Raw genomic sequence first — 24,329 nt, forward strand, 5'->3', positions numbered from 1 at the left:
CGATGATCGGACGAATTCCCATCACGGACATCTCCCCCGTCGTCGACTGCGGGCAGTGGCCCGCCAAGGCGGTCGCCGGCGAGACCTTCGAGGTCTCGGCGACCGTGTTCAGAGAGGGCCACGATGCCGTGGCCGCGGGCGTGGTGCTCACCTCGCCCGATGGGCAGCGTGCCCGTCTGAGACGGATGCGCGAGCTCGCCCCCGGCACCGACCGCTGGGGCGTGGAGGTCTCCCTCCCCGACGAGGGCGACTGGCTGTTCCGGGTGGAGGCGTGGAGCGACCCGATCGCCACGTGGCTGCACGACGCCGAGATCAAGATCCCGCGCGGCATGGACGTCGATCTGATGTGCGAGGAGGGCGCCCGGCTGTTCGAGCGGGCGGCCAAGGCCGTGCGCACGGCCGACTGCCCCAACGGCCGGCCCAAGAACGGCGCCAACGGCTCCAACGGCGGCTCCAAGGGCGGCTCCAAGGGCAACGGCAACGGCAACGGTGACAGCGCCTGCGGGCACCGCGCCGCCCTGCTGTCGGTCTCCGCCACGCTGCGCGACGAGGAGCTGGACCCCAGGGCCCGGCTGTCGATCGCGCAACTGCCGGAGACGGCCGCGCTGCTGGAGGCGCACCCGTTCCGGGAGCTGGTCACCAGGTCCAAGTCGCACAAGATCAGGGTGGACCGGCGCCGGGCGCTGTACGGCTCCTGGTACGAGTTCTTCCCGAGGTCGGAAGGCGCGGTCGTCAGCGAGCTCGGCGTCTCCAAATCCGGAAATTTCCAGACTGCTGCCAAGCGCCTCCCCGCCATCGCCAAGATGGGCTTCGACGTCGTCTACCTGCCGCCGATCCACCCCATCGGCACGACGTTCCGCAAGGGCCGCAACAACACGCTCAGCCCGGAGCCCGACGAGCCCGGCTCCCCGTGGGCCATCGGCTCCGAGGACGGCGGCCACGACGCCATCCATCCAGATCTGGGGACGTTCGAGGACTTCGACGTGTTCGTCGCCCGCGCCAGGGAGCTGGGGATGGAGATCGCGCTCGACTTCGCGCTCCAGTGCTCGCCCGACCACCCGTGGGTCAAGGAGCACCCCGAGTGGTTCACGATCAGGGCCGACGGCTCCATCGCCTACGCCGAGAACCCGCCGAAGAAGTACCAGGACATCTACCCGATCAACTTCGACAAGGATCCCGAGGGCATCTACGCCGAGGTCAAGCGGGTGCTGATGCGCTGGATGGCGCACGGCGTGCGGATCTTCCGGGTGGACAACCCGCACACCAAGCCGGTCGGGTTCTGGGAGCGGCTGCTGGCCGACGTGCACACCACCGACCCGGACGTGATCTTCCTGTCGGAGGCGTTCACCAGGCCCCCGATGCTGCGGATGCTGGGCAAGGTCGGGTTCCACCAGTCCTACACGTACTTCACCTGGCGCAACACCAAGCCGGAGGTGGAGTCGTACCTCATGGAGCTCTCCCACGAGACTCCCGCCTACGTGCGCCCCAACCTCTTCGTGAACACGCCGGACATCCTGCACGAATACCTGCAGCACGGCGGCGTCCCCGCCTTCAAGATCAGGGCGGTGCTGGCCGCGCTCGGCTCGCCGAGCTGGGGGGTTTACTCCGGATACGAGCTTATAGAGAACGTTCCGGTGCGGCCCGGCAGCGAGGAATACCTCGATAGCGAGAAATATCAGTACAAACCTCGCGATTGGGTTACCGCCGAACGTGAGGGGTGGAGCCTGGCGCCCTTCATCACCCACCTGAATTTGTTCCGAAGAGCGCATCCCGCACTGCAGGAATTGCGTAATCTACGGTTCCACAGGGTCGACCAGCCGGACATCGTCTGCTTCTCGAAGCGGCTTCCCGGCGCCTATGATCCGGCCACTCGCAGGCACGGGCCGGGCGACGTGGTGCTGGCGGTCGTCAACCTGGATCCGCACCATACCCACGAGGCGACCGTAGACCTTGACCTTCCTGCCATCGGACTCGACTGGAACGCCGAGTTCGTCGTGGACGACGAGCTCTCGGGCGAGTCGTACCGCTGGCGCCAGAGCAACTACGTGCGCCTCGACCCCCACATCCAGCCTGCCCATATTCTCACCGTCCGAGCCGCGCCACGGTAAGAACTGAATTCAGCGGGGAGTCTTCAACGTGTGTGAAAGCGCCTCCGTCATGAGCCGCTCCCGGAGTGGCTCATGAGCTCAACCACACCCATTCCCAACACCTTTGACGAAGAAAAGCCGCGCGATCCGTACTGGTACAAACGCGCGGTTTTCTACGAGGTCCTGATCCGGGGTTTCGCCGACTCCAACGGCGACGGCACGGGCGACATCAGAGGGCTCATCGACAAGCTCGACTACCTCCAGTGGCTCGGGGTCGACTGCCTCTGGCTGCTGCCCCTCTACGAGTCGCCGCTGCGTGACGGCGGCTACGACATCGCGGACTTCATGAAGATCCTGCCCGAGTTCGGGGATCTGGGAGACTTCGTGAGGCTCGTGGACGAGGCGCACAAGCGCGGCATGCGCGTCATCGCCGACCTCGTCATGAACCACACCAGCGACGCCCACCCGTGGTTCCAGGCCTCCCGCCACGACCCCGAGGGGCCGTTCGGCGACTTCTACGTGTGGTCCGACACCGACGAGAAGTACCAGGACGCCCGGATCATCTTCATCGACACCGAGACGTCCAACTGGACCTACGACCCGGTGCGCGGCCAGTACTACTGGCACCGCTTCTTCCACCACCAGCCGGACCTCAACTACGAGAACCCGGACGTGCAGGAGGCCATGCTGGAGGTCCTGCGCTTCTGGCTGGACCTGGGCATCGACGGGTTCCGGCTGGACGCGGTGCCGTACCTCTTCGAGGAGGAGGGCACCAACTGCGAGAACCTGCCGAGGACCCACGAGTACCTCAAGCGGGTCAGGGCCGAGGTGGACCGGATCTACCCCGACCGGGTGCTGCTCGCCGAGGCCAACCAGTGGCCGTCGGACGTGGTGGAGTACTTCGGCGACCCGGTGGGCGGCGGGGACGAGTGCCACATGGCCTTCCACTTCCCGCTGATGCCGCGCATCTTCATGGCCGTACGCCGGGAGTCCCGCTACCCCATTTCCGAAATTTTGGCGCAAACGCCGAAAATTCCGGAGCACTGCCAGTGGGGGATCTTCCTCCGTAACCACGACGAGCTCACGCTCGAGATGGTCACGGACGAGGAGCGCGACTACATGTACGCCGAGTACGCCAAGGACCCCCGCATGCGGGCGAACGTCGGCATCCGCCGCCGCCTGGCGCCCCTGCTGGAGAACGACCGCAACCAGATCGAGCTGTTCACCGCGCTGCTCCTGTCGCTGCCCGGCTCCCCCGTGCTCTACTACGGCGACGAGATCGGCATGGGCGACAACATCTGGCTCGGCGACCGCGACGGCGTGCGCACGCCCATGCAGTGGGACCCCGACCGCAACGCCGGCTTCTCCGACTGCGACCCCGGCCGGCTCTACCTGCCGGTCATCATGGACCCGATCTACGGCTACCAGGGCCTCAACGTCGAGGCCCAGCAGCGCAACGCCGGCTCGCTGCTGCACTGGACCAAACGCATGATCGAGATCCGCAAGCGGCACCCGGTGTTCGGGCTGGGCGGTTACGCGGAGCTCAACTCCTCCAACCCCAGCGTGCTGGCGTTCGTCAGGGAGCTGGGGGACGACCGGATGCTCTGTGTGAACAACCTGTCACGCTTCCCCCAGCCGGTCGAGCTTGACCTGCGGAGATTCGTCGGCGTCTCCCCCGTGGAGACGATGGGCGGCGTCCCATTCCCGGCAATTGGCGAACTTCCGTATCTTTTGACGCTTCCTGGGCATGGGTTCTACTGGTTCACACTCCCGCCGGCTATCACCCAGGAGGAGTAGGACGTGCTGAGCGAGCCCCTTGCCGCATGGATCGGTCGTCAGCGTTGGTTCGGCGGCAAGGGGCGGGTGATCGACGAGTTGTCGATCGAATCGGACGTCGAACTGACGTCCGGGCTCAGACATCTGATCGTCGCCGTGTGGCAGGAGGGCTCGCGCGACCGCTACCAGATCCTGCTCGGCGAGCGGACGGAGCTCCCCGACCGCCTGGCGCACGCCCTCATCGGCACCATAGGCGACACCTACCTCTACGACGCCGTCCACGACTCCGAGCGCATGAGCTGGCTCCTCGAAGGCATGGCCCACGACGTGAACGGCAACGGCCTGCGCCTGCGCCACGTGCCGGACGCCACCATCGACACCTCCCAGCGCAGCCTGGCGCTGGGGGCCGAGCAGTCCAACACCTCCCTCGTGTACGGGGACGCGTACATCTGCAAGCTCTTCCGCCGCCTCATCCCCGGCGTCAACCCCGAGCTGGAGATCGTCACGGCGCTGGCGGCCAGGGGCGCGCCGCACGTCGCGCGGCCGTACGGGTGGATCGAGACGGACCTCGACGGCACCGGCACCACGCTCGGCTTCATGCAGGAGTTCCTGTCCAACGCCAACGACGGCTGGGACCTCGCCCTCACCAGCGTCCGCGACCTGTACGCGTCGCTGCCCGAGCTGCCGGCGGCCGAGGCGGGCGGCGACTTCTCGGCCGAGTCGCTGCGGCTCGGCAGCGCCACCGCGCGGGTCCACCACGAGCTGGCCACGGCCTTCCCCACGGACGTCATCGAGTCGCACGAGGTCAAGCGCATGGCCGAGACGTTCCGGCGGAAACTGGGCCGGGCCGCGGCGGAGGTGCCGGAGCTGCGCCGGCATGTGCCCGCCATCGAACACGCCTACCACCAGGTGGAGCTGCTCACCCACGAGGTGCCCGTGCAGCGGGTTCACGGCGACTACCACCTGGGCCAGGTCATGCGCACGCCCACGGACTGGGTGGTGCTGGACTTCGAGGGCGAGCCCGGTCAGCCGCTGGCCGAGCGCAGGGCGCTGTACTCGCCGCTGCGGGACGTGGCGGGGATGCTGCGCTCGTTCGACTACGCGGCCAGGCACCTGCTGGCCGGCCACTCCCAGGCCGAGCGGCTGGAGCCGCGGGCCCAGGAGTGGGCGGACCGCAACCGGGCGGCGTTCCTGGAGGGGTACGCCGAGGGCGGCGGCATCATCTCGCGCGGCGACGCGGCGCTGCTGCGGGCGTTCGAGCTGTCCAAGGCGGTGTACGAGGTCGTCTACGAGGCCCGCAACCGCCCGTCGTGGATCTCGATCCCCCTGGCCGCCTTCCGCCCCCGCTAGAGCTCCTCCACCAGCCCCGACAGCCCCTCGTGGGCGAGCCCCCTGGCCACGCGCCGGTCGATGACGGTTTTAATGGGCAGGAGCAGGTCCGGCTTGACGCCCTGCTCCTCGAAGGCGCGGACGAGGTTCTCCATGCCCGCCCTGTTGATCTCCAGGTTGGACACGTCGGTCCGGTAGTCGCCCGCCTCGATCTCCTCCGCCCAGCGGGGCAGCATCGCGGCCATCGCGTTGAGCCACGGAATCAGCAGTTCCGTGGTGAACTCCATCAACGGGTACTTCGCCGACCTCACCAGGGCGAGGGCCTCCAGGGAGCCGGCCATCTGGCCATACGTGCCGGTCAGCATGGCCAGGTCGAGCAGCGGGGCCATGTCGGGGTCGTCGCCGGTGTAGCGGGCCGCGGCCATGGCCCCGAACGCCTGCTCATAACGCTCGAACGCCGGCTGGGAGCCGCTGTAGAGGATGAGCGCGCCCGGGTGGGCGATCATCTGGGGCACGGCCATGATGCCCCCGTCCAGGTAGTCGCCGCCGCGCTCGCCCACCCAGGCCGCCATCTCGCGGGCCTCGGCGGGGCGGCCGGTGGTGAGGTTGGCGACGACCCGGCCCGCCAGGGGGACGCCCTCGAGCGTCTCCAGGACGGAGGCGTAGTCCAGCAGGCAGACGATCACCAGCGGGCTCGCCTCGACGGCCTGCGCCGGGGTGGCCGCGCAGGTGGCGCCCTTGGCGACGAGAGGGTCGGCCTTGGCCGGCGTACGGTTCCACACGGTGACGTGGTGACCCGCCTCGATGAGGCTCGCCGCGAGCGCGGTGCCCATGAGGCCGAGGCCGAGCACGGAGATATTTTCCGACATTTCAGTGTTCTCTCTGAGTAGGAGTGATGCGTACACCCTCCAGGTGCACGGTTATGGTCTGGTTTGGAGTGGGTTATGGGGGTGGGATGCGGTTCGGGGTGCTGGGCCCGCTCGCGGTGTGGACCGCGGACGGGGAGCCGGTCAAGGTGCCGGAGGTCAAGGTCCGGGCGCTCCTCGCCGACCTGCTGATCCACGCCGGCCGTCCCGTCTCCGCGGACCGGCTGATCGAGGACCTCTGGGGCGACCGTCCCCCGGCGAACGCGTCCGGCGCCCTGCGGGTGAAGGTGTCGCAGCTGCGCCGGGCGATCGGCGGGCTGGTCGCGTACCGGGCGCCCGGGTACGTGCTGCACGTGGAGCCGTCCTCCGTGGACGCGGGGCTGTTCGAGACGCTGATCGGGCGCGCGCAGCGGGCCTCCGGCCCGCAGGAGCGGGCCGCGCTGCTGCGCGAGGCGCTCGGGCTGTGGCGCGGAGACGCCTACGCCGAGTTCGCCGACGAGCCGTTCGCCCTGGCGGCCGTGGCGCGGCTGGGCGAGCAGCGGCTGGCGGCCCTGGAGGAGCTGGCCGAGGCACGGCTCGGGCTCGGCGAGCACGTCCTGCTCGCGGCCGAGCTGGCCTCCCTGGTGGCCGAGCATCCGCTGCGCGAACGGCTGCGCGCCGCGCACGTACGGGCCCTCTACCTGGCCGGGCGGCAGAGCGAGGCACTGACCGGCTACGAGGAGCTGCGGCGGCGCCTGTCGGAGGAGCTGGGCCTGGACCCCGGGCCGGAGCTGGCGGCCCTGCACCAGGCGATCCTGCGGCAGGACCCGTCCCTGGGCCCGGTCGCGCGCCCCCGAGGCAACCTGCCCGCGCCCTTGACGAGCCTGGTGGGCCGGGACGAGGCGGTGGCCGAGGTCCGCTCGCTCCTGCGGGCCGGCCGCCTGGTGACGCTCACCGGCCCCGGCGGCGTCGGCAAGACCCGCCTGGCCCTGGCCGCCGCCTCGGGCACGGGCGGGGACGGGTGGCTGGTCGAGCTCGCCGCGCTACGACCCCGTCCGGCGCAGGTCGAGGCGGCGCAGGTCGAGGCGGCGCAGGTCGAGGCGGCGCAGGTCGAGGCGGCGCAGGTCGCGGAGGTCGAGGTGGCCGAGGCGATCGCGGCGGTGCTCGGCCTGCGCGACGACGCGGCCGGGCCGGGCGCTCCGCAGGAGGGCGCGGTCGAGCGGATCGCGGGCGCGCTGGCGGGCCGGGAGACGCTGCTCGTGCTGGACAACTGCGAGCACGTCGTCGAGCAGGTCGCCGCGCTGGCCGGGCGGTTGCTCCGGGCCGCGCCCGGGTTGCGGATCCTGGCCACCAGCCAGGAGTCGCTGCGGATCGAGGGCGAGGTCCTGTGGAGCGTGCCGCCGCTGACGCGCGAGGCGGCGGTGGAGCTGTTCGCGGCGCGGGCCGGCGTGGAGCCCGACGCGGACGTGGCGGAGATCTGCGACCGCCTGGACGGCCTGCCGCTTGCGCTGGAGCTGGCCGCGTCCCGGATGCGGGCACTGACCCCGCGCCAGCTCGCCGACCGGCTGGACGACCGGTTCAGGCTGCTCGCGTCGGGTCTGCGCGGCGCTCCGGCCAGGCAGCGGACGCTGCGGGCGATGATCGACTGGAGCTGGGAGCTGCTGACCGGCCCCGAGCGCGTCGTGCTCCGGCGGCTGGCCGTGCACGCCGACGGCAGCACGCTGGAGGCCGCCGAGGAGGTGTCCGCCGACCCCGGCGTGGACGTCCTCGACGTGCTGGCCAGGCTGGTGGACCGCTCGCTGGTCGTCCGGGTGCGGGCGCCCGGGGCCGAGCCGCGGTACCGGCTGCTGGAGTCGGTCGCGGCCTACTGCCTGGAACGGCTGGCGGAGGCCGGCGAGCTGGACGAGGTACGGCTCAGGCACGCCGCCTACTACACGGCGCTCGCCGAGCGGGCGGAGCCGTACCTGCGCGGGCACGGGCAGCGGGACGCGCTCGCGCTGCTCGACGCCGAGAGCGCCAACCTGCGGGCGGCGCTGGAGACGGCGGTGCGGCTGGCCCGGCCCGGCACGGCGGTGCGGCTGGTGAACGCCATGGCCTGGTACTGGGTGCTGCGCGGCAGGCTCGGCGAGGGACAGCGGGCGCTGGAGGCCGCGCTGTCCGTCCCGGACGCGGCAGGATCCGGAGCCGCGCAGGCGAGGGTGTGGCTGGCCGGGCTCCGGATGCTGGCGGGGCGGCTGCGGCCGCCGGACCCCGAGGTGTTCGAGGCCATCGAGGGGCCGGCGGCGCGGGCCAGGGCGCGGTGGTTCATCGGGTACGCCATGTTCGGCTACGACGACCTGTCGGCCAGCGGGGCCCTGGTCGAGCAGGCGCTGGAGACGTTCCAGGAGCTGGGCGACAAGTGGGGCACGGGCGCGGCGCTGAACGTGCTGGCCCGCTACGCCGCCACCCGCGGTGACCTGGCGGCGCTGCGGCGGGACGGCGAGCGGGGGCTGGCGCTGTTCAGGGAGCTCGGCGACCGGTGGGGCGAGCTGCGGGCCGCCGAGAACCTCGGCACGCTCGCCGAGATCACCGGCGACTACGAGCGGGCCGCCGAGCTGCGCGCGGACGGCCTGCGGATGGCGGAGGAGCTGGGGCTGTGGAGCTCGGTGCCCGACGCGCTGTCCCGGTTGGGGAGGATCGCCCTGCTGACGGGCGACCACGCGCGGGCCGACGACTATCACGAGCGGGCCAGGCGGCTGGCCGTTGAGCAGTCGAACCGTCCGGCAGAGGAGTTCGCGGAGCTGGGCCTGGCGCTCGCGGCGCGGCGGCAGGGCCGCCTCGACGAGGCCGAGCGGCGGCTGCGGACCTGGCTGGGGTGGGTCAGGGACGTGGCCGGCGAGCCGGGGGCGGCGCTGATCCTGGCCGAACTGGGGTTCGCGGCCGAGCAGCGGGGCGACGCGGCCGCCGCGCTCGAGCTGCAGCTGGAGGGGCTCAGAGCGGCCCGCAGGGTCGGCGATCCGAGGGCCACCGCGCTCGCGCTGGAAGGATTGGCGGGCGCGCGGGCCCTGGGCGGACGCCACGAGGAGGCGGCGCTGCTGCTGGGCCGGGCGGCGGCGCTGCGGGCGGCCGCGGGCGCGCCGCTCCCCGCCGGGGAACGGGGCGACGTCGACCGGATCACCGCCGCGGTGCGGGCGGTCCTGGGGCAGGAGGCGCTCGATGCGGCTCTGGCACGCGGCGCGGCGGCGGAGCCGGAGAGGATGGATCCAAGCCTGGTGTAAGGCAGGTTAAACCCAGGATTTCGCACTTTCGGTGATTGTCCCGGTGAAAGCGGGCAGTGCCTGGGGTGGACGGTCATCATAGGGCAAGGTTGGGAGCATGCCGATGAGGACAGAGCTCGACCGCCTCGCGGGTGGGGCACACCACGATCCGCACTCCGTGCTGGGAGCGCATCCCGTGTCCGGCGGGGTGGTCTTCCGCGCCCTGCGCCCGCTGGCCGAGCGGGTGCGGGTGGTGCTGGACGACGGTACGGCCCACGACATGAAACACCAGGCCCACGGGGTGTTCGAGGTCACCGTCCCGGGCCTGGACAAGGTGCCCGGCTACACGCTGAGCGTCAAGTACGCCGACCACGACCCGTACGAGGTCCGCGATCCGTACCGGCACTGGCCCACGCTCGGTGAAGTGGACCTGCACCTCATCGGCGAGGGGCGGCACGAGCGGCTGTGGGAGGCGCTCGGTGCCCGCGTGATGGAGCACGAGGACGTCGAGGGCACGGCGTTCGCCGTCTGGGCGCCCAACGCGCGCGGCATCCGGGTCGTCGGCGACTTCAACCACTGGGACGGCACCGCCTACCCGATGCGGTCGCTGGGCCGCTCCGGGGTGTGGGAGCTGTTCGTCCCGGACGTCGGCGCGGGCGAGCGGTACAAGTTCCAGATCCTGGGCGCCGACGGCGTGTGGCGGGACAAGGCCGACCCGATGGCCAGGCGCACCGAGGTGCCGCCGATGACCGCCTCCGTGGTCGACAAGTCCACCTACGCCTGGGCGGACGACCAGTGGGTGGCGGAGCGGGCCGAGAGCCGTCCGCTGGCCGGGCCGATGAGCATCTACGAAGTGCATTTGGGGTCCTGGCGGCCGGGCCTGTCGTACGTGGAGCTGGCCGAGCAGCTGTCCGCGTACGTGGTCGACATGGGGTTCACCCACGTGGAGCTGCTGCCGGTGGCCGAGCACCCGTTCGGCGGGTCGTGGGGCTACCAGGTGACGTCCTACTACGCGCCGACGGCCAGGTTCGGCACGCCCGACGAGTTCCGCCACTTCGTGGACCTGATGCACCAGCGCGGCGTCGGCGTGCTGCTGGACTGGGTGCCGGCGCACTTCCCGATGGACGACTGGGCGCTGGCGCGCTTCGACGGCACCCCACTCTACGAGCACGCCGACCCGGCCAGGGGCGAGCACCCCGACTGGGGCACGTACGTGTTCGACTTCGGCCGCAGGGAGGTGCGCAACTTCCTGGTGGCCAACGCGCTCTACTGGCTCAAGGAGTTCCACATCGACGGGCTGCGGGTGGACGCGGTGGCGTCGATGCTCTACCTCGACTACTCGCGGCGCGAGGGCGAGTGGACGCCCAACGTCTACGGCGGCAGGGAGAACCTCGACGCGGTCGAGTTCCTCAAGGAGATGAACTCCGTCGCCTACCGGGAGGCTCCCGGCATCTCGACCGTCGCCGAGGAGTCGACGGCCTGGCCGGGGGTCTCGCGGCCGGTGCACCTGGGCGGGCTCGGGTTCGGGTTCAAGTGGAACATGGGGTGGATGCACGACACGCTCGAATATCTGCGCCACGAGCCGATCTTCCGCCAGTACCACCACCACCAGATGACGTTCTCGCTGCTGTACGCCTACTCCGAGAACTACGTGCTGCCGCTGTCCCACGACGAGGTCGTGCACGGCAAGGGGTCGCTGCTCGGCAAGATGCCCGGGGACGAGTGGCAGCGGTTCGCGCAGCTGCGGGCGCTGCTCGCGTTCATGTGGGCGCATCCGGGCAAGCAGCTGCTGTTCATGGGCGGCGAGTTCGGCCAGGGCTCGGAGTGGTCGGAGGAGCGCGGGCTCGACTGGTGGGTGCTGGAGTTCGACGGGCACCAGGGCGTGCAGCGGCTGGTCCGCGACCTGAACCGGATCTACAAGGAGACCCCGGCGCTGTGGGAGCTGGACGCCCAGCCCGAGGGGTTCCGGTGGATCGACGCCGACGACGCCTCCGGTAACACGTTCTCGTTCGTCCGCTACGCCGACGACGGGTCCGCGCTGGCGTGCGTGGTCAACTTCAGCGGCGCGCCGCACGAGAGCTACCGGCTCGGCCTCCCCTACTCCGGCCAGTGGTCGGAGATCGTCAACACCGACGCCTACGACTACTGGGGCAGCGGCGTGGGCAACATGGGCGTGGTCGAGGCCGACGACGAGCCGTGGCACGGCCTGCCGTACTCGACCACGCTGAGGGTGCCGCCGCTCGGCGCGGTGTGGCTCACCCACGAGGGGGAAACGCTGAACGTTTGAGGGAACGGTTGAGGCAGCGCCCGCTGAAAGTTCGGTGAGAAACCGGGCCAGAGACCTGTCTCTGTCCGAAAAATCACCCTAAACTCCGAGATCATCCCCCTCTCGGAGGACGCGTGCGACTTCGCCCCCTGATCGTGAGCTCGATCGCGCTGGCCCTGCTGCCGTTCTCGGCGCCGGCCTACGCGGAGGATCCCACTCCCAGCCCGAGCGTCGTGGAAGAGACGACCTCCACCCCCAGCGAGCCCCCCGCCAAGGTGGAGGAGGGCTTAGGCGTCGACGGTGGCTCCGTGCGGGCCATCGTCGAGCTGGCCGACCCGGCGCAGAACGCGCCCGTCGCGAGCCAGGCCGCCGCCGAGAGCGTGGACGTGGTGATGCAGCCGCAGAGCCAGTCGTTCATGGTCGTGGAGGGGACCGCGGAGGAGCTGGCCAAGCTGGCCGAGGACCCGCGGGTCACGTCCATCCACCGGGACAGGACGTACGAGCCGGTGGACGTGAGCCCCAACCTCAAGCTGATCGGGGCCGACCAGGCGCACGCCAAGAACTACACCGGCTCCGGGCAGGCGGTGGCCGTGCTGGACACCGGCATCGACCGCGACCACCCGTGGTTCGGGAACAGGGTCGTGGCCGAGGCCTGCTTCTCCGCCGTGGAGGACGGCGTCGAGTCGCTCTGCCCGAACGGGCAGACCTCGCAGACCGGGGCGGGCGCGGCGGACGCCACGACGGCCAAGTGCCTGGCCGGCGGCGCGAACCTGTGCGAGCACGGCAGCCACGTCGCGGGCATCGCGGCCGGCACCGGCGGCGTCGCGCCGGGGGCGAACATCGTGGCGGTGCAGGTGTTCAGCCGGGTCAACGATGAGGACATCTGCGGCGAGCCCTCGTGCCTGCTGGCGTTCGAGTCGTCGCTGCGGCAGGCCATGGACTACGTGGCCGGCCTGACCGAGCCGATCGCCGCCGTGAACCTCAGCCTCGGCGGCGAGCTGTCCGAGGCCGACTGCGACTCCAGCGAGGAGGGAACGATCTTCAAACCGAAGATCGACGCCCTGCTGGCCAAGGGCATCGCGACCGTGGTGGCCGCGGGCAACGAGTCGTTCGAGGGGGCGTCGTACCCGGCCTGCATCTCCTCGGCGGTGGCCGTCGGGGCCAACGACAACAACGACGTCATCGCGGACTTCTCCAACCGCGGGGCCATCGTGGACCTGTTCGCGCCGGGCGTGGACATCGAGTCGTCCGTGCCCGACAACCGGACGACCGTCTTCAGCGGCACCTCCATGGCGACCCCGCACGTCGCCGGCGCGCTGGCGCTGATGAAGCAGGCCTCGCCTCAGACGCCGATGGCCGACCTGATCAACACGCTGAAGACCACCGGCAGGCCGTACTCGTACGAGGCCAACGGCCAGCAGGTCAGCACGCCGCGCCTGGACCTGGCAGCGGCCCTGGCCGGCGCCTCGCCGCAGCCGACCATCTCGCAGACGCCGGGCGTGCCGACCGAGGACCCCGCCCCCGAGCCCGACCCGTCGGACAGCAGCGGCCCCAGCCCCGAGCCCGAGGTCCCGGCCGACCCCACCCCCCAGCCCTCGACCTCCACCTCGCCGGTCCCGCTGCCCACGGTCACCGTCACGGTGACGATCACGCCGACCCCGAAGACCACCGCGCAGGTCTGCACGCGCGGCACGAACGCCGCCAAGCTGTCGGCCAAGCAGTGGGCCGTGGAGATCCACCGCAGCAGCGGCACGATCCCGGACGCCACGCTCACCTGCTACCTCAAGCTGATCGGCAAGTCGAGCAAGGTGTTCCCCGAGGTCACGAAGGCGTCCTCGCTCGGCAAGGCGTACCGGGTGCTGAAGAACACCAAGGCCAGCAAGGCGAAGCTGGACAGCGCGCTGCTCACGTCCTGGCTGAACTGGGCGCACGGCACGAACGGCACCAAGAAGCTGACCACCGCCGAGAAGGTGCGGCTGAACGGCAAGTCGACCGCGGCGGCACTGCGGAAGGCGGCGAAAACCGTCAAATAGCCAGCGCTAGGCGGCTAGGGCCGCAGGAAGGCAAAAAAGCCTCCAACGTTTCTCTGGGCTACATAGACCACCGACATCACAGTTGTCGCAGGTGGGGATGTATGCGGCTGTAAGCGAGCCAGGAGCTCTCGGAGGAACAAGTGAGGCTACGAACTCTGTTGGCCGGCGCCGCGGCGCTGGCCGCAACAGTCGCAGGGCTCTGTACGGCCCCGGCGCTCCACGCCGACTCGGGCGATCCGGTCATCAGCCCGTCGCTGGCCGCGGAGGTCGAGGCGAAGTCCAGGGTGCGCTCCATCATCCAGCTCAAGCCCGGGCAGAGCGTCGAGGCGGTCGCCCGCGACCTCGAGAAGGCGTCCGACGGCAGCCGGGTCCTGGAGTCCGCGCAGTCCCCGCACTTCTTCGTGGCCGAGGTGGACGGCCCCACGCTGGCCAAGCTCAAGAAGGACAACCGCGTCCAGTCCGTCTACAAGGACGAGCTGCGCATGCCCACCCTTGACGTCAGCACCGCCCTCATCCGCTCGAACCGGGCGAACCAGGCGGGCTGGACCGGCCGGGGCACCACCGTCGCCGTCCTGGACACGGGCATCGACCGGGACCACCCGTTCTTCACCGGCCGGATCGTGGACGAGGCGTGCTTCTCCTCCTCCGACGCCAGCGACGGCACCGTCTCGCTCTGCCCGAACAACCAGCCCAGCCAGACCGGCCCCGGCGCGGCGGACGCCGAGACCGCCCAGTGCGTCATCAGGGGAGCGAACGCCTGCTACCACGGCACGCACGTGGCCGGCATCGCGGCCGGCCGGCTGGCCACGGGGGCGCCCTCCAACGGCGTCGCCCCCGAGGCCGGCATCCTGCCGATCCAGGTCTTCAGCCGGGTGGACAACCCGATGACCTGCCTGATCGGCGGCGTCTCCGCACCGTGCTTCCTCAGCTACACCTCCGACGAGAAGCTGGCGCTCGAATACGTCGCGCGGGTGGCCAAGACCCACAACATCGCCTCGGTGAACATGAGCTTCGGCGGGGGCGGCCCGTACGCCCAGGCCTGTGACACGGACGCGTCCGCCGCCGCGGTCAAGCCCGAGTTCGACACGCTGGTGGGCCTGGGCGTGGCCCCCGTGGTGGCGGCGGGCAACAACGGCTTCCCGAACGGCGTCTCCACCCCCGCGTGCATCTCCACCGCCGTCACGGTGGGCGCCACCGACGACGCCGACGCGGTGGCCGCCTTCAGCAACCGGGGGACGCTGCTCGACCTGTTCGCGCCGGGGGTGAACATCAACTCCTCCGTGCCGAACAACACGTACGCGGAGAAGAGCGGGACGTCGATGGCCGCCCCGCACGTGGCGGGGATGTTCGCGCTGATGAAGCAGGCGTACCCGGCCTTCACGGTCGCGCAGAGCCTGCAGCGGCTGCAGCAGACGGGCACGCCCATCCGTTACGACGCGGCGGGCACCTCAGTGACCACCACGCGGATCGACGCCGAGCGCGCCACCGCGGGCGCCCGCGCCTGATTCGGCGCGGGGAAGGCCGGACGGCGGGGTCCGGCTGCGAGGGCCGGACGGCGGGGGCCGGCCACAAGGGCCGGATCGGCGGGATCCGGCCCTTTTCACTGCCTGATTGCCCATCTGGGTGGTCAGCCTGCTGGACCCCGCCCCGAGCACAAAGGTCTTCACAGGGAGGCGCTTCGCGCTCGGGGCTCAGGCGTTTCTTCTTGAGGCGCCTGGCGGCGCAACCCCCGCGCCTTCGGCGCCATCGCCCACCCGTGACCCGGTTACCGGCCTGGCCTGCTGGAGCCCACCCCGAAACCCCCGCTCGCTCCGCTCGCCAAACGCCCCCGCCCCGTTGACCGTCGAAGCGGTGGGCCGACTGATGCCCACCCCGGACCGGGATGCCTTTCGGGCCATCCATTGGCCGCCAGGCGCAATTGTTGGCCAGACTCGGTCAAGCGACCCGTACCGAGTGAGGCCCAACGCTGATTGTCACGTCGACGTGACCGCCGAGAGCAGCTGCGTAGGCACGGATGGTCTCGAGCTCCATCGAGTCCAGATCGCCGTTCTCGATCTGAGAGACCCGCGCCTGAGAGATCCCGAGGGCGGCCGCGACCTCGGATTGCGTCTTGCCGACGGACTTGCGCAGTTCTTTCAGGTGGTGGCCGGCGACGTACGCGTCCAGCTGCGCATCGGCGGCGGCCTGACGCTGCGGATCGGCCAACTCTGGGTACAACCGGTGCGCTTCCGCCTTGACCTCACGCCAATTACGTCCAGGGCTCATCGCTTGCCCTCCCTCTTCGTCTCAGCCGCCTTCGCTGCGCGATAGTCGGCATAGCGTGTCTTGGCCAGAGAAATCGCGGGGGCGCATCAACGAGTCCCGTTTTCCATGGCGCCCGCCAGAACGGCGATCGATCGCTCAGCCCGCGCCAGCCTCATCCCAGAACGGCGAGACGAATGCGCCGTCGCGACGCGTCACGATCTTCCCATCAAGGACGTTCAGCAACTCCGGCTCATCGTCCTCGTACCAGCGCTGATACCCGAAGAAGGACCCGTTCTTGTGGAGCCGGGCGGCCAACCAGTCCATCAGCTCGGCCACCTCGGCATGCCCGTCGGGGTGGATCTCCCAGCGGCAGGTCAGCGCCCACCGTTCGTCGCCGTGATCATCCGCGCGCACCAGGATCGAGCAGCCTGCGCCCGGAATCTTCGAGGCCGCGTACGGCGAACCATCGCTCCACGCCGGTTGCGGAAACTCCTTGATCACCCAGTCGCCGTTCTCGTCCCGCACCGGCTCCTGCTCCTCGTCCAGCAACTCGAGAACGTCGTTGACGATGATCGTCTGTTCGGTGATGTGCTCGGGCCGCGAGCCGAGGCCCACCTGCCAGCGCAACTCGGCGAGTTCGGTCTCGGACAGGTCGCCACGCAGGTCCATCGCGACCACGAGTTCGTGAATGTCAGCCACGGCAGCACCGTATCGACAGGGGCCGACACCGGGCGGCCGTACCAGAATGGCGATTCCGCTCGGCAGGAACTGCGACACGATTGACGGGAAGCATGATGGGCCCACTACGGTGCTGCGGATCTCCACCATTCGGCGGGACGTATCCCTCCGCGACGCTCCGTTAATTGGCGTGAGTTCCGGGAACCGGCCTGGGACCATGGCAGCCGTGAAACGAGTCGTGATCCTGGGGCGTGGCGGTTCGGGCAAATCGACCCTCGCGGCCCGGCTGGGCGCGATCACCGGACTCCCCGTCATCGAGCTGGACAAGCACTTCTGGCGACCAGGTCTTGAAGCGACGTCTCCCGATCAGTGGGCCGCCGTCCAAGGCGAACTCGTCCGGGCCGAGGCCTGGATCATGGACGGCGACCTCGGTCCCTACGACGTCCCGGACGTCCGCCTCCAACACGCGGACACCGTCATCCTGCTGGACTTCTCGTTCTGGCGCTGCGCCTGGCGGGCGATCCGGCGCTCTCGGGAACGCGCCGATTTCTGGTTGTGGGTATGGGCCTGGCGACGCCGGAGCCGGCCGCTTCTCCTGTCGGCGATCGCGACCCACGCCGGTGATGCGAAGCTGCACGTGATCCGGAACCCGCACGCGCTGAGACGCTTCATTGCCCAGGTCACGACCGGCAAGACCGCGGGCCAACCGTAACCGACCCGGCGGGGCGTCATCCCTTCATCCCGGGGAGGCACGGCCCCGAGCGGAGAACGCCCCGGCCGGCGGCTTCACCAGGTCTTGCCGGCCTGCTCCCGCGTCGCACGGTTGATCCGGTTGAAGAAGTTCGTCAGCGCGATGTTCAGCACGATCGCGGACATCTGCTTCTCGTCGAAGTGGGCGGCGGCGGCGTCCCAGATCTCGTCGGTGACGCCCTGCGCGCCGTCCTGGATCCGGGTGGCGGCCTCGGTCAGCGCGAGCGCCGCCCGCTCCGCCTCGGTGAAGAAGGGCGTCTCGCGCCAGGTGACCACGTTGTGCAGCCGCTCGTCGGTCTCTCCGTGCTTCTTGGCCGAGGCGACCCCGGCGAAGACGCACGGGCTGCAGCCGTTGATCTGGCTGGCGCGCAGGTGTACGAGCTCCAGCACGAGCGGGTCGACGCCACCGGCGTGAACAGCCTTGTTGAGATGCTGGACTGCGGTGATCACGTCAAAGTTCGCGGGGCCCTGAGTGCGTGCTTCCATCGCTCTTGCTCCTTCATCGGTTACGTGTGCCCGTCCGGGCTCGTCATCCCCATGACGGAGCCGATCCGAGGAAGGTAACAACATGTCCGAGACCAGCCCGAGGGACCCGATGGCCGAGGCGTTCGAGGCCCAGCGCGATCGGCTGCGCGCGGTCGCCTACCGCATGCTCGGGTCGCACGCCGACGCCGAGGACGCCGTCCAGGAGGCCTGGCTGCGGCTGTCCCGCCAGGACACGGCGACCATCCACAACCTCGCCGGCTGGCTGACCACGGTGGTCGGCCGGATCAGTCTCGACGTGCTGCGATCGCGCCAGTCCCACCCCGAGGCGTCCTACGACGCGCAGCTGCCCGAGTTCGTCGTGACGGTCGACGACGGCCCGGCGCCGGAGGACGATGTGGCGCTCGCCGACTCGGTCGGGCTCGCGCTCCTGGTCGTCCTGGAGTCGCTCGGGCCGAGCGAACGGCTGGCGTTCGTGCTGCACGACCTGTTCGCGGTGCCGTTCGAGGAGATCGGCCGGATCCTCGGCAAGTCCGCCGACGCCACCAAGATGCTCGCCAGCCGCGCCCGCAGGAAGGTCCGGGCGACCGACCGGCCGGCGGTCGTCGGACGGGAGCAGCGCGAGGTGGTCCAGGCGTTCCTGACGGCGGCTCGCAGCGGCGACTTCGACGGGCTGCTGCGCGTGCTCGACCCCGAGGTGAGGCTGACCGTGGACACGCCCCATGGCGAGATCGTCGTCCTCGGCGCCACCAAGGTCGCCGCCGGCGCGCAGTGGTCCGCCGGCGCGGCCGTGCGGGGGCAAGCGGTGCTCGTCAACGGCCTTCCCGGGATCGTGGCCTGGCGCGCGGACGGCTCCCCGCTCTCGGTCGTCGCCTTCACCGTCGTCGAGGGGCGGATCGCCGGGATCGCGATCGTGACCGACCCTGCCAGGCTCGCTTCGATGGGCCTGCCCGATCCGGAGTGAGTCACCGCCCGAGCCGCCCCGATGACGGCCCGGGCGCATTCGCTCTGCGTCCGAGGCCGCCCCGGAAGTCGCTGGCCCGCCGGACGGCCCGGTCGATAGAGTCCACGGGTGCGTTGATCTTCCGGGCGGCGGCCACGTGCCGCCGCGGACGGCGCGGGCGACCCCGGCAGTCGGGGCCGCCCCGGCAGGCATTCCCCCGTCACCACGCCACCGGAGATCACCGTGCCCGCTCAGCAGCCTCTCACCTACCGCGCGTTCGTCGAGCTCGCCACCGCCGACCCCGCCGTCGTCGGGCTCGTCCTCAAGGGTTCCCACGCCCACGACGGCATGATCACCGAGCATTCCGACCACGACCTGTACGTCGTCCTCGCCGACGGCGCGGCAACGGATCTCACCCGGTTCGCCGGTCACCGCAGCCCCGAACTCGACCTGGTCATCATCACCCTGGCCGAGTTCCGTACGGCTGGGATGCCCGGCTTCGAGCGATACGCGCTCGCCCGCGCCCGGATCGTGCTCGACCGGCTCGACGGAGGCATCGGCCGCATCCTGGCCGCCAAGGCACGGCTCGACGCCGGCGAGGCGTTCCGGGACTGCGGTGAGTGGCTCGACGCCTACGCCAACTCCCTCTACCGCTCCGTCAAGAACGACCGTGACGGGCATGCGCTCGCCGCCCGCCTCGACGCCGCCGACAGCGTCCGGTTCCTGCTGGAGCTGCTGTTCGCTCTCGACCGCCGTCCCCGCCCGTACAACAAGTACCTGGAATGGGAGCTCGCCCGATACCCGCTGCCGGGCTGGGACACCGGCATGCTGCTGGACGCCGTCCGCCGCATCTCGGGAACGGGCGACGTACCCCTGCAACGGCGCCTCTTCGCCCAGGTCGAGGCGGCGGTCCGGCGTGCCGGGCACGGCGCGGTGCTGGACGCGTGGGGTGAGGACCTCGACCTGATGCGACCGCGGGAGGACCGGTCCTAGCCCACGGACTTGACCTCCGGGTAGCGCGACGCCGGGTCGTTCAGGAGGGGTTGCGGCTTCCCGCGCAGGTGGAGGTCGTAGAAGGCCGCGACGATCCGGCGCGTGATCTCCAGGGAGCGGGTGGCGGGCAGGTCGGCGCCGTCGTCGATGCCGAGTTGCTCGGAGAGCACGGAGATGTCGGTGAAGGAGGCGTGTTCGGTACCCGTCACCACGAACCAGCGCTTCCAGCCGGTGAGGTTCGGCCAGGACTGATCCCAGGTGGGGTCCTTGCCCGGGCTGTGCTTGGCCTCCGAGCCGAGGAGCAGGTACGGCTTGGCCAGCCCGCCGCTGGGGACGGGGACGACGGCGGTGCCGTCGATGTTCATCCCGGCGCGCAGCCGGGAGTCCTTCAGCAGGGCGGCCACGGAGCTCGCGCCGCCCACGGAGTGGCCGCCCATGGCGATCCTGGATCGGTCGATCAGCTTGGGGTATCTGGCCAGCACCGAGTCAAGGACGAAGGTGACATCGGCCGCCCGGATCTGCCCGACCTTGGCGAAGAATGCCGGATTCTTCGGCTCGACCTCGCAGGCGACGCATTCGGCGACCCTCCCGTCGGGGAAGCTCGTGGCGACGTTCTCGTACGTGTGCCCGATGACGGCCACCGCGTAGCCCCGGCTGGCCAGGTCCTCGGCCAGGCCGGTCAGCGAGTAGCGGGGCTTGGTGAAGCCCGGGGAGAGGACCACGAGGGGCAGCCGGCCCTTGGCCGGCCTGGCGTCCTTGACGGCGTCGATCCGCGTCTTGCTGAGCAGATCACCCGGTACGCCGGAAGCGCCCGCCTCCTTCAACGTGAGCTCGGACTCCTTGACCGTCATGTACGGCGCCCGCGCCCCGCCGGCCTTCGCCGCCGGATACCAGAGCGAGACCATGAGCTCGCGCGCCTTCACGCTGGGCACCCAGGGGTCGGGGCGGGAGGTGTCCTTGAGGTGGAGGGAGGTCATGCCGACCGGCAGCTTGCCTGTCGGCTTGGGGATGCGCAGAGCGGAGGCGGGCACGCGGTTCCCGTCCGCGGCCTCCGAGGTGGACGTCCAGGAGGCGGGCACGTGGTTCCCGACCGCGGCCTGCGAGGTGGAGGCCCAGGAGGCGGCGGCCGGCAGGGCGAGGAGTACGGCGAGGGCAAGCCGCCCGATTCGGTGACTCATGGGCCCCGACGCTAGGGCCGGGCGATCTCCGTCCGCGTCGGCCGTGACGACGACATCGGCGGCGGGGTCGTCCTTGAGATGTACTCCGCTCCGCCGATGCCCCCATACGCCACGAACAGGACAATGTGCGAGTGTCACTGATCAGAAGGCGATGGCGGGACCTGCTCCGTGCGGAGCACAGGCCCTCGCGTCGCGCGCTCGCGTTCGACGTCCTCCTCGCGGTCGCCTTGACCGTGCTGGCGGTGGTGGCGGCGGCCCCCGCCGTGGACGCCGTCCACAGCGTCGACCCCCTGCGGCTGCCTCCCCCGCCCCGGCCCGTCCTGCCCACCCACGGTGACGCGGTCGATCCGGGCCTGCTCTTCGCGGTGGCGATGACGGCGTTGCCGCTGGCCGTACGGCGGCTGTACCCGCTGACCGCCTTCTGGGTGGTGCTGCTCGCCGCCCTGTCCACCGATGACGAGGCGACCTGGGTCACCGTGGCGACCTGCGCCATCGCCGCCTATGGAGCGGTCGCCTACAGCCGCAACCGGCTGGTGGCGCTGGGCGGCCTGGTGCTGGCCACCGTGCTGGCGGGCATGGCCTTCAGTGATGCCGTGGCGGGGTTGCCGAGCTGGCTCGGGCCGTTCGTGGTGCTGCTGAGCGCTGGGGTCATGGCGAGCTTCGTCCGGTTGTGGCGGCAGCAGCTCGCCGAGCGGGACGAGAAGCTCCGCCGGGCCGTACAGGTGGAGCGCTCGCGCATCGCCGGCGAGCTGCACGACGTCGTCACCCACAATGTGAACGTGATGGTGATCCAGGCGGGGGCGGCGCGCAAGGTGATGGACACGGCGCCGGAGCGGGCCAAGGAGGCCATGCTCGCGGTGGAGACCAGCGGCAGGGCCGCCATGGCCGAGCTCCGCCACGTCATGGGCCTGCTGGCCGCCTCCGGCAGCGGGTCCGACCTTCTCGAACCGCAGCCGGGGCTCGACCAGCTCGGCTCGCTCATCGAGCGCGTGCGCGCGGCCGGGGTCGCGGTCAGCGCCGACATCGGTACGCCGGAGGGTCCGGTGCCGCCCGGGGTGGGGCTGGCCGTCTACCGCGTCGTCCAGGAGGCTCTCACCAACACGATCAAGCACGCGGGCGGCGCGGCCGTGTCGGTGGCGATCAGCCACACCGGCGACTGGCTGGACATCGAGGTCGCCGACCGCGGCGGCACTCCCGCGGCCCGTGCGGGGGGCGGCCAGGGCCGGGGGCTGATGGGGCTGCGCGAACGGCTGGCGCTCTACGACGGGACCCTGGAGGCGGGGCCGCGCAGCGGCGGAGGCTTCGTGACGAGGGCGCGCCTGCGGTGGACGGCATGAACGGGGCGCCGCGCGTGGTCATCGCCGACGACCAGGCGCTCGTGCGGAGCGGGTTCGGGATGATCCTGGCGGCCGACGGGATCGAGGTGGTCGCCGAGGCCGCCGACGGTGTCGAGGCGGTCGCCGCCGTCCGGCGGACCCGTCCCGATCTCGTGCTCATGGACGTACGGATGCCGCGCATGGACGGCATCGAGGCCACCCGGCAGATCCTGTCCGGCGGCACGGGCGGGACCCGCGTCCTCATCCTGACCACGTACGACCTCGACCACTACGTCTACGCGGCGCTCACCGCCGGGGCCAGCGGCTTCCTGCTCAAGGACGTCTCCCCCGAGCACCTGGTGGCCGCGGTCCGCCTGGTGCGCACCGGGGACGCGCTGCTCGCGCCCGCGATCACCCGCCGCCTGATCGAGCGCTTCGCCCGCCACGGCGAGCCCGCTCACCGCGCCGTGCACGGCGACCTGTCGCAGCTGACCCCGCGCGAGCTGGAGGTCCTGCGCCTGCTCGCGACCGGCATGAGCAACGCCGAGCTCGCCGACCGCCTGGTGCTGAGCCCGACGACGGTCAAGACGCACGTCGCGCGCATCCTGTCGAAACTGGAGCTCCGGGACCGCGTCCAGGCCGTCGTCCTCGCCTACGAGACCGGCCTGGTCACGCGTAAAGCTCCTTGAGGCCGACCCGGCGGACGCCTTCGGGGATGTCGTCGTGGAACCCGGCCCCGCTGTAGCAGGCCAGCACCGTGTCCCTCGTGTCGTACCCCTTCACCGACAGCAGATCCCGAGCCCGCCGCAGCCGGTCCACGTGCCCAGCGGTCATCGCCTTGTCCCACTTGGCCTCTCCCAGGGACAGGATCCGCTGCGGACGCCCAGGTTCCTCCTGAGCGAGAACCGCCACGTCCACCTGGATCTGCGTCCGGTTGTGCGGGTCGGCCACCACCCCCGCGGCCACCCTGCCGGGCAGTTCGCCGAACACCTCCTCTTCCGCGAACATCGCCCACTCCCTGCAGAGGGCTTCGAAGTGCGGCCCGACCACCTGAGACAGGAAGGTGGCACGGGAATTGCTCCAGGCGGCCTCGGTCCGGCCCCGTTCCAGCCGGGTCCACTCGCGGCGCATCACCGCCTCGTAGAAAACGATCAACGGCTCGCAGATCCGGTAGAGGGACCTCCCCTTCCTGAACGCGTCCTCTTCACGGGCGATCAGCTGCGAGTCCTCCAAGACCGAAAGCGGATGCCCGATGTCGGTGGATTTGCGGCCTATGTGGTTCGCGATACCGCCACGCGTGGCATTCCCCGCCGCGATGGCCCCCAGCACCGCGTGGTGGATGGCCCGGTCGCGGACATCGGCCCTCTCCGCCATCAGGTGGCGGGCCTCGTGGTACAGCGGGATCGCCGGATTGAGCACAGTGCGGGCCACCCAGGCGTCGAAGTCCTCCACCGACTCGGGAACATCCCCGGCCACGACCTCGCGCCGGTACGCCGGGATGCCGCCCACGATGGAGTGGACCAGCACCGCGAGACGGTGATCGTCGAGGCCCCAGAACCTGGCGGACGCCTTGTGATCCAGTGGTCTCACGACGAGGTCGAGGCTCGCGCGCCCGCACAGAGGCGCGTTGTCGTCCAGGAGGCGGCCCATCGCCTCGGGCGCCGAGCCGCAGAGGAGCAGGCGCGTCCTGCCCTGCCCCGCGGGTCCCCTGGGATCGAGGTGGTGCTGGATCAGCGAGGGGAGGGAAGGCGAGACCCTGCTCAAGTGAGGGAACTCATCGATCACGACGAGCCCCTCCGGAACGACGGAGAGCAGCCGCTCCAGCGCCTCGTCCCAGTTGGCGAAGGCCAATCGCCCGCCTCCGGTGTGCGGCGCCAGGGCCTGGCCGAAGCGGGTCAGCGCCGCGGACTCGGCCTCCTCCGCGGCGGTGAGGAAGAATCCCCCGACTTCCCGGGTCAGGGCGTCGAGCAGGTAGGTCTTGCCTAGCAGCCGCCTGCCGCTCACCAGGCCGAGGCGCACGTCAGGGCTGGGTGATGCGGCGAATCTGACCAGGTCCGCCCATTCACGATCGCGGCCGAAGACGTGGGCGGGCTTGGTGACCGAACTCATAGGAGAACTATGCGGCCATGGGGTGGACACCTTGGCTGTAGATCCCCAAACCCATTTCGTATT

The 24,329-nt window shown here is 70.7% G+C and carries 18 protein-coding genes; 12 read left to right on the forward strand and 6 right to left on the reverse strand.

Features of this window, described 5'->3' with window-relative positions; all coding sequences use genetic code 11:
• The first annotated feature begins 2 nt into the window (after positions 1–2).
• The 3 genes from HD596_RS05560 to HD596_RS05570 all read left to right on the forward strand — a co-directional run bounded on the left by HD596_RS05560 (position 3) and on the right by HD596_RS05570 (position 5,213).
• Positions 3–2,108 (forward strand): alpha-1,4-glucan--maltose-1-phosphate maltosyltransferase, encoded by a 2,106-nt coding sequence (locus HD596_RS05560; protein ID WP_185068236.1) that lies wholly within the window; start codon positions 3–5, stop codon positions 2,106–2,108.
• Between the two features lie 72 nt (positions 2,109–2,180).
• Positions 2,181–3,884, forward strand: coding sequence for a maltose alpha-D-glucosyltransferase (treS, locus tag HD596_RS05565; protein ID WP_185068237.1), 1,704 nt, complete (start codon positions 2,181–2,183; stop codon positions 3,882–3,884).
• A gap of 3 nt (positions 3,885–3,887) precedes the next feature.
• Complete coding sequence (locus HD596_RS05570; protein ID WP_185068238.1) at positions 3,888–5,213, forward strand: maltokinase N-terminal cap-like domain-containing protein; 1,326 nt, start codon at positions 3,888–3,890, stop codon at positions 5,211–5,213.
• Here HD596_RS05570 and HD596_RS05575 read toward each other — a convergent pair.
• Positions 5,210–6,061 carry an NAD(P)-dependent oxidoreductase gene (locus tag HD596_RS05575; RefSeq protein ID WP_185068239.1) on the reverse strand — a complete coding sequence of 284 codons (852 nt, stop codon included), beginning with the start codon at positions 6,059–6,061 and terminating at the stop codon, positions 5,210–5,212. The genes HD596_RS05570 and HD596_RS05575 overlap by 4 nt on opposite strands.
• Before the next feature lie 86 nt (positions 6,062–6,147).
• Between HD596_RS05575 and HD596_RS05580 the strand changes: the two genes are divergently transcribed.
• The 4 genes from HD596_RS05580 (at position 6,148) to HD596_RS05595 (ending at position 15,077) form a co-directional block, all read left to right on the forward strand.
• Positions 6,148–9,294, forward strand: coding sequence for an AfsR/SARP family transcriptional regulator (locus tag HD596_RS05580; RefSeq protein ID WP_185068240.1), 3,147 nt, complete (start codon positions 6,148–6,150; stop codon positions 9,292–9,294).
• A 103-nt stretch (positions 9,295–9,397) separates the two neighbouring features.
• Positions 9,398–11,560: a 1,4-alpha-glucan branching protein GlgB gene (gene glgB, locus HD596_RS05585; protein ID WP_185078304.1), complete on the forward strand. Its 2,163-nt coding sequence runs from the start codon at positions 9,398–9,400 to the stop codon at positions 11,558–11,560.
• 113 nt (positions 11,561–11,673) lie between these two features.
• Positions 11,674–13,572 carry a S8 family peptidase gene (locus HD596_RS05590; protein WP_185068241.1) on the forward strand — a complete coding sequence of 633 codons (1,899 nt, stop codon included), beginning with the start codon at positions 11,674–11,676 and terminating at the stop codon, positions 13,570–13,572.
• A 140-nt stretch (positions 13,573–13,712) separates the two neighbouring features.
• A complete protein-coding gene (locus HD596_RS05595; RefSeq protein WP_185068242.1) occupies positions 13,713–15,077 on the forward strand; it encodes a S8 family peptidase in 1,365 nt (454 codons plus the stop codon).
• A 430-nt stretch (positions 15,078–15,507) separates the two neighbouring features.
• On the opposite strand, the gene HD596_RS05600 is transcribed toward HD596_RS05595, so the two are convergent.
• Positions 15,508–15,837, reverse strand: a complete 330-nt coding sequence (locus HD596_RS05600) for a helix-turn-helix domain-containing protein (protein ID WP_185068243.1) — start codon at positions 15,835–15,837, stop codon at positions 15,508–15,510.
• 135 nt (positions 15,838–15,972) lie between these two features.
• Complete coding sequence (locus HD596_RS05605) at positions 15,973–16,593, reverse strand: hypothetical protein (protein WP_185068244.1); 621 nt, start codon at positions 16,591–16,593, stop codon at positions 15,973–15,975.
• Between the two features lie 127 nt (positions 16,594–16,720).
• Here HD596_RS05605 and HD596_RS05610 point away from each other — a divergent pair, with 127 nt between their 5' ends.
• Positions 16,721–17,206 carry a P-loop NTPase family protein gene (locus tag HD596_RS05610; protein ID WP_185068245.1) on the forward strand — a complete coding sequence of 162 codons (486 nt, stop codon included), beginning with the start codon at positions 16,721–16,723 and terminating at the stop codon, positions 17,204–17,206.
• Between the two features lie 74 nt (positions 17,207–17,280).
• Here HD596_RS05610 and HD596_RS05615 read toward each other — a convergent pair whose 3' ends face one another.
• Positions 17,281–17,730 carry a carboxymuconolactone decarboxylase family protein gene (locus HD596_RS05615; RefSeq protein WP_185068246.1) on the reverse strand — a complete coding sequence of 150 codons (450 nt, stop codon included), beginning with the start codon at positions 17,728–17,730 and terminating at the stop codon, positions 17,281–17,283.
• 82 nt (positions 17,731–17,812) lie between these two features.
• Here HD596_RS05615 and HD596_RS05620 point away from each other — a divergent pair, with 82 nt between their 5' ends.
• A complete protein-coding gene (locus tag HD596_RS05620) occupies positions 17,813–18,691 on the forward strand; it encodes a sigma-70 family RNA polymerase sigma factor (RefSeq protein WP_185068247.1) in 879 nt (292 codons plus the stop codon).
• 222 nt (positions 18,692–18,913) lie between these two features.
• A complete protein-coding gene (locus HD596_RS05625; protein ID WP_185068248.1) occupies positions 18,914–19,663 on the forward strand; it encodes a hypothetical protein in 750 nt (249 codons plus the stop codon).
• Here the strand turns inward: HD596_RS05625 and HD596_RS05630 are convergent.
• On the reverse strand, positions 19,660–20,841 hold the full coding sequence (locus HD596_RS05630; RefSeq protein WP_185068249.1) for an alpha/beta hydrolase family protein: 1,182 nt from the start codon (positions 20,839–20,841) through the stop codon (positions 19,660–19,662). The genes HD596_RS05625 and HD596_RS05630 overlap by 4 nt on opposite strands.
• Positions 20,842–20,972: 131 nt before the next feature.
• Here HD596_RS05630 and HD596_RS05635 point away from each other — a divergent pair, with 131 nt between their 5' ends.
• Together HD596_RS05635 and HD596_RS05640 are read left to right on the forward strand one after the other, a co-directional pair.
• The gene (locus HD596_RS05635; RefSeq protein WP_313042889.1) at positions 20,973–22,178 is read left to right on the forward strand and encodes a sensor histidine kinase; all 1,206 of its coding nucleotides are present in this window, start codon (positions 20,973–20,975) and stop codon (positions 22,176–22,178) included.
• Entirely contained in the window at positions 22,175–22,846 is a 672-nt protein-coding gene (locus HD596_RS05640) for a response regulator (RefSeq protein WP_185068251.1), read from the forward strand. The genes HD596_RS05635 and HD596_RS05640 overlap by 4 nt, the downstream gene beginning before the upstream one ends.
• Here the strand turns inward: HD596_RS05640 and HD596_RS05645 are convergent.
• Entirely contained in the window at positions 22,827–24,266 is a 1,440-nt protein-coding gene (locus HD596_RS05645) for an AAA family ATPase (protein ID WP_185068252.1), read from the reverse strand. The two genes, HD596_RS05640 and HD596_RS05645, sit on opposite strands and share 20 nt — an antisense overlap.
• Positions 24,267–24,329: the final 63 nt, after the last annotated feature.

It is taken from the genome of Nonomuraea jabiensis (assembly GCF_014204795.1).
Classification (GTDB): Bacteria; Actinomycetota; Actinomycetes; order Streptosporangiales; family Streptosporangiaceae; genus Nonomuraea; species Nonomuraea jabiensis.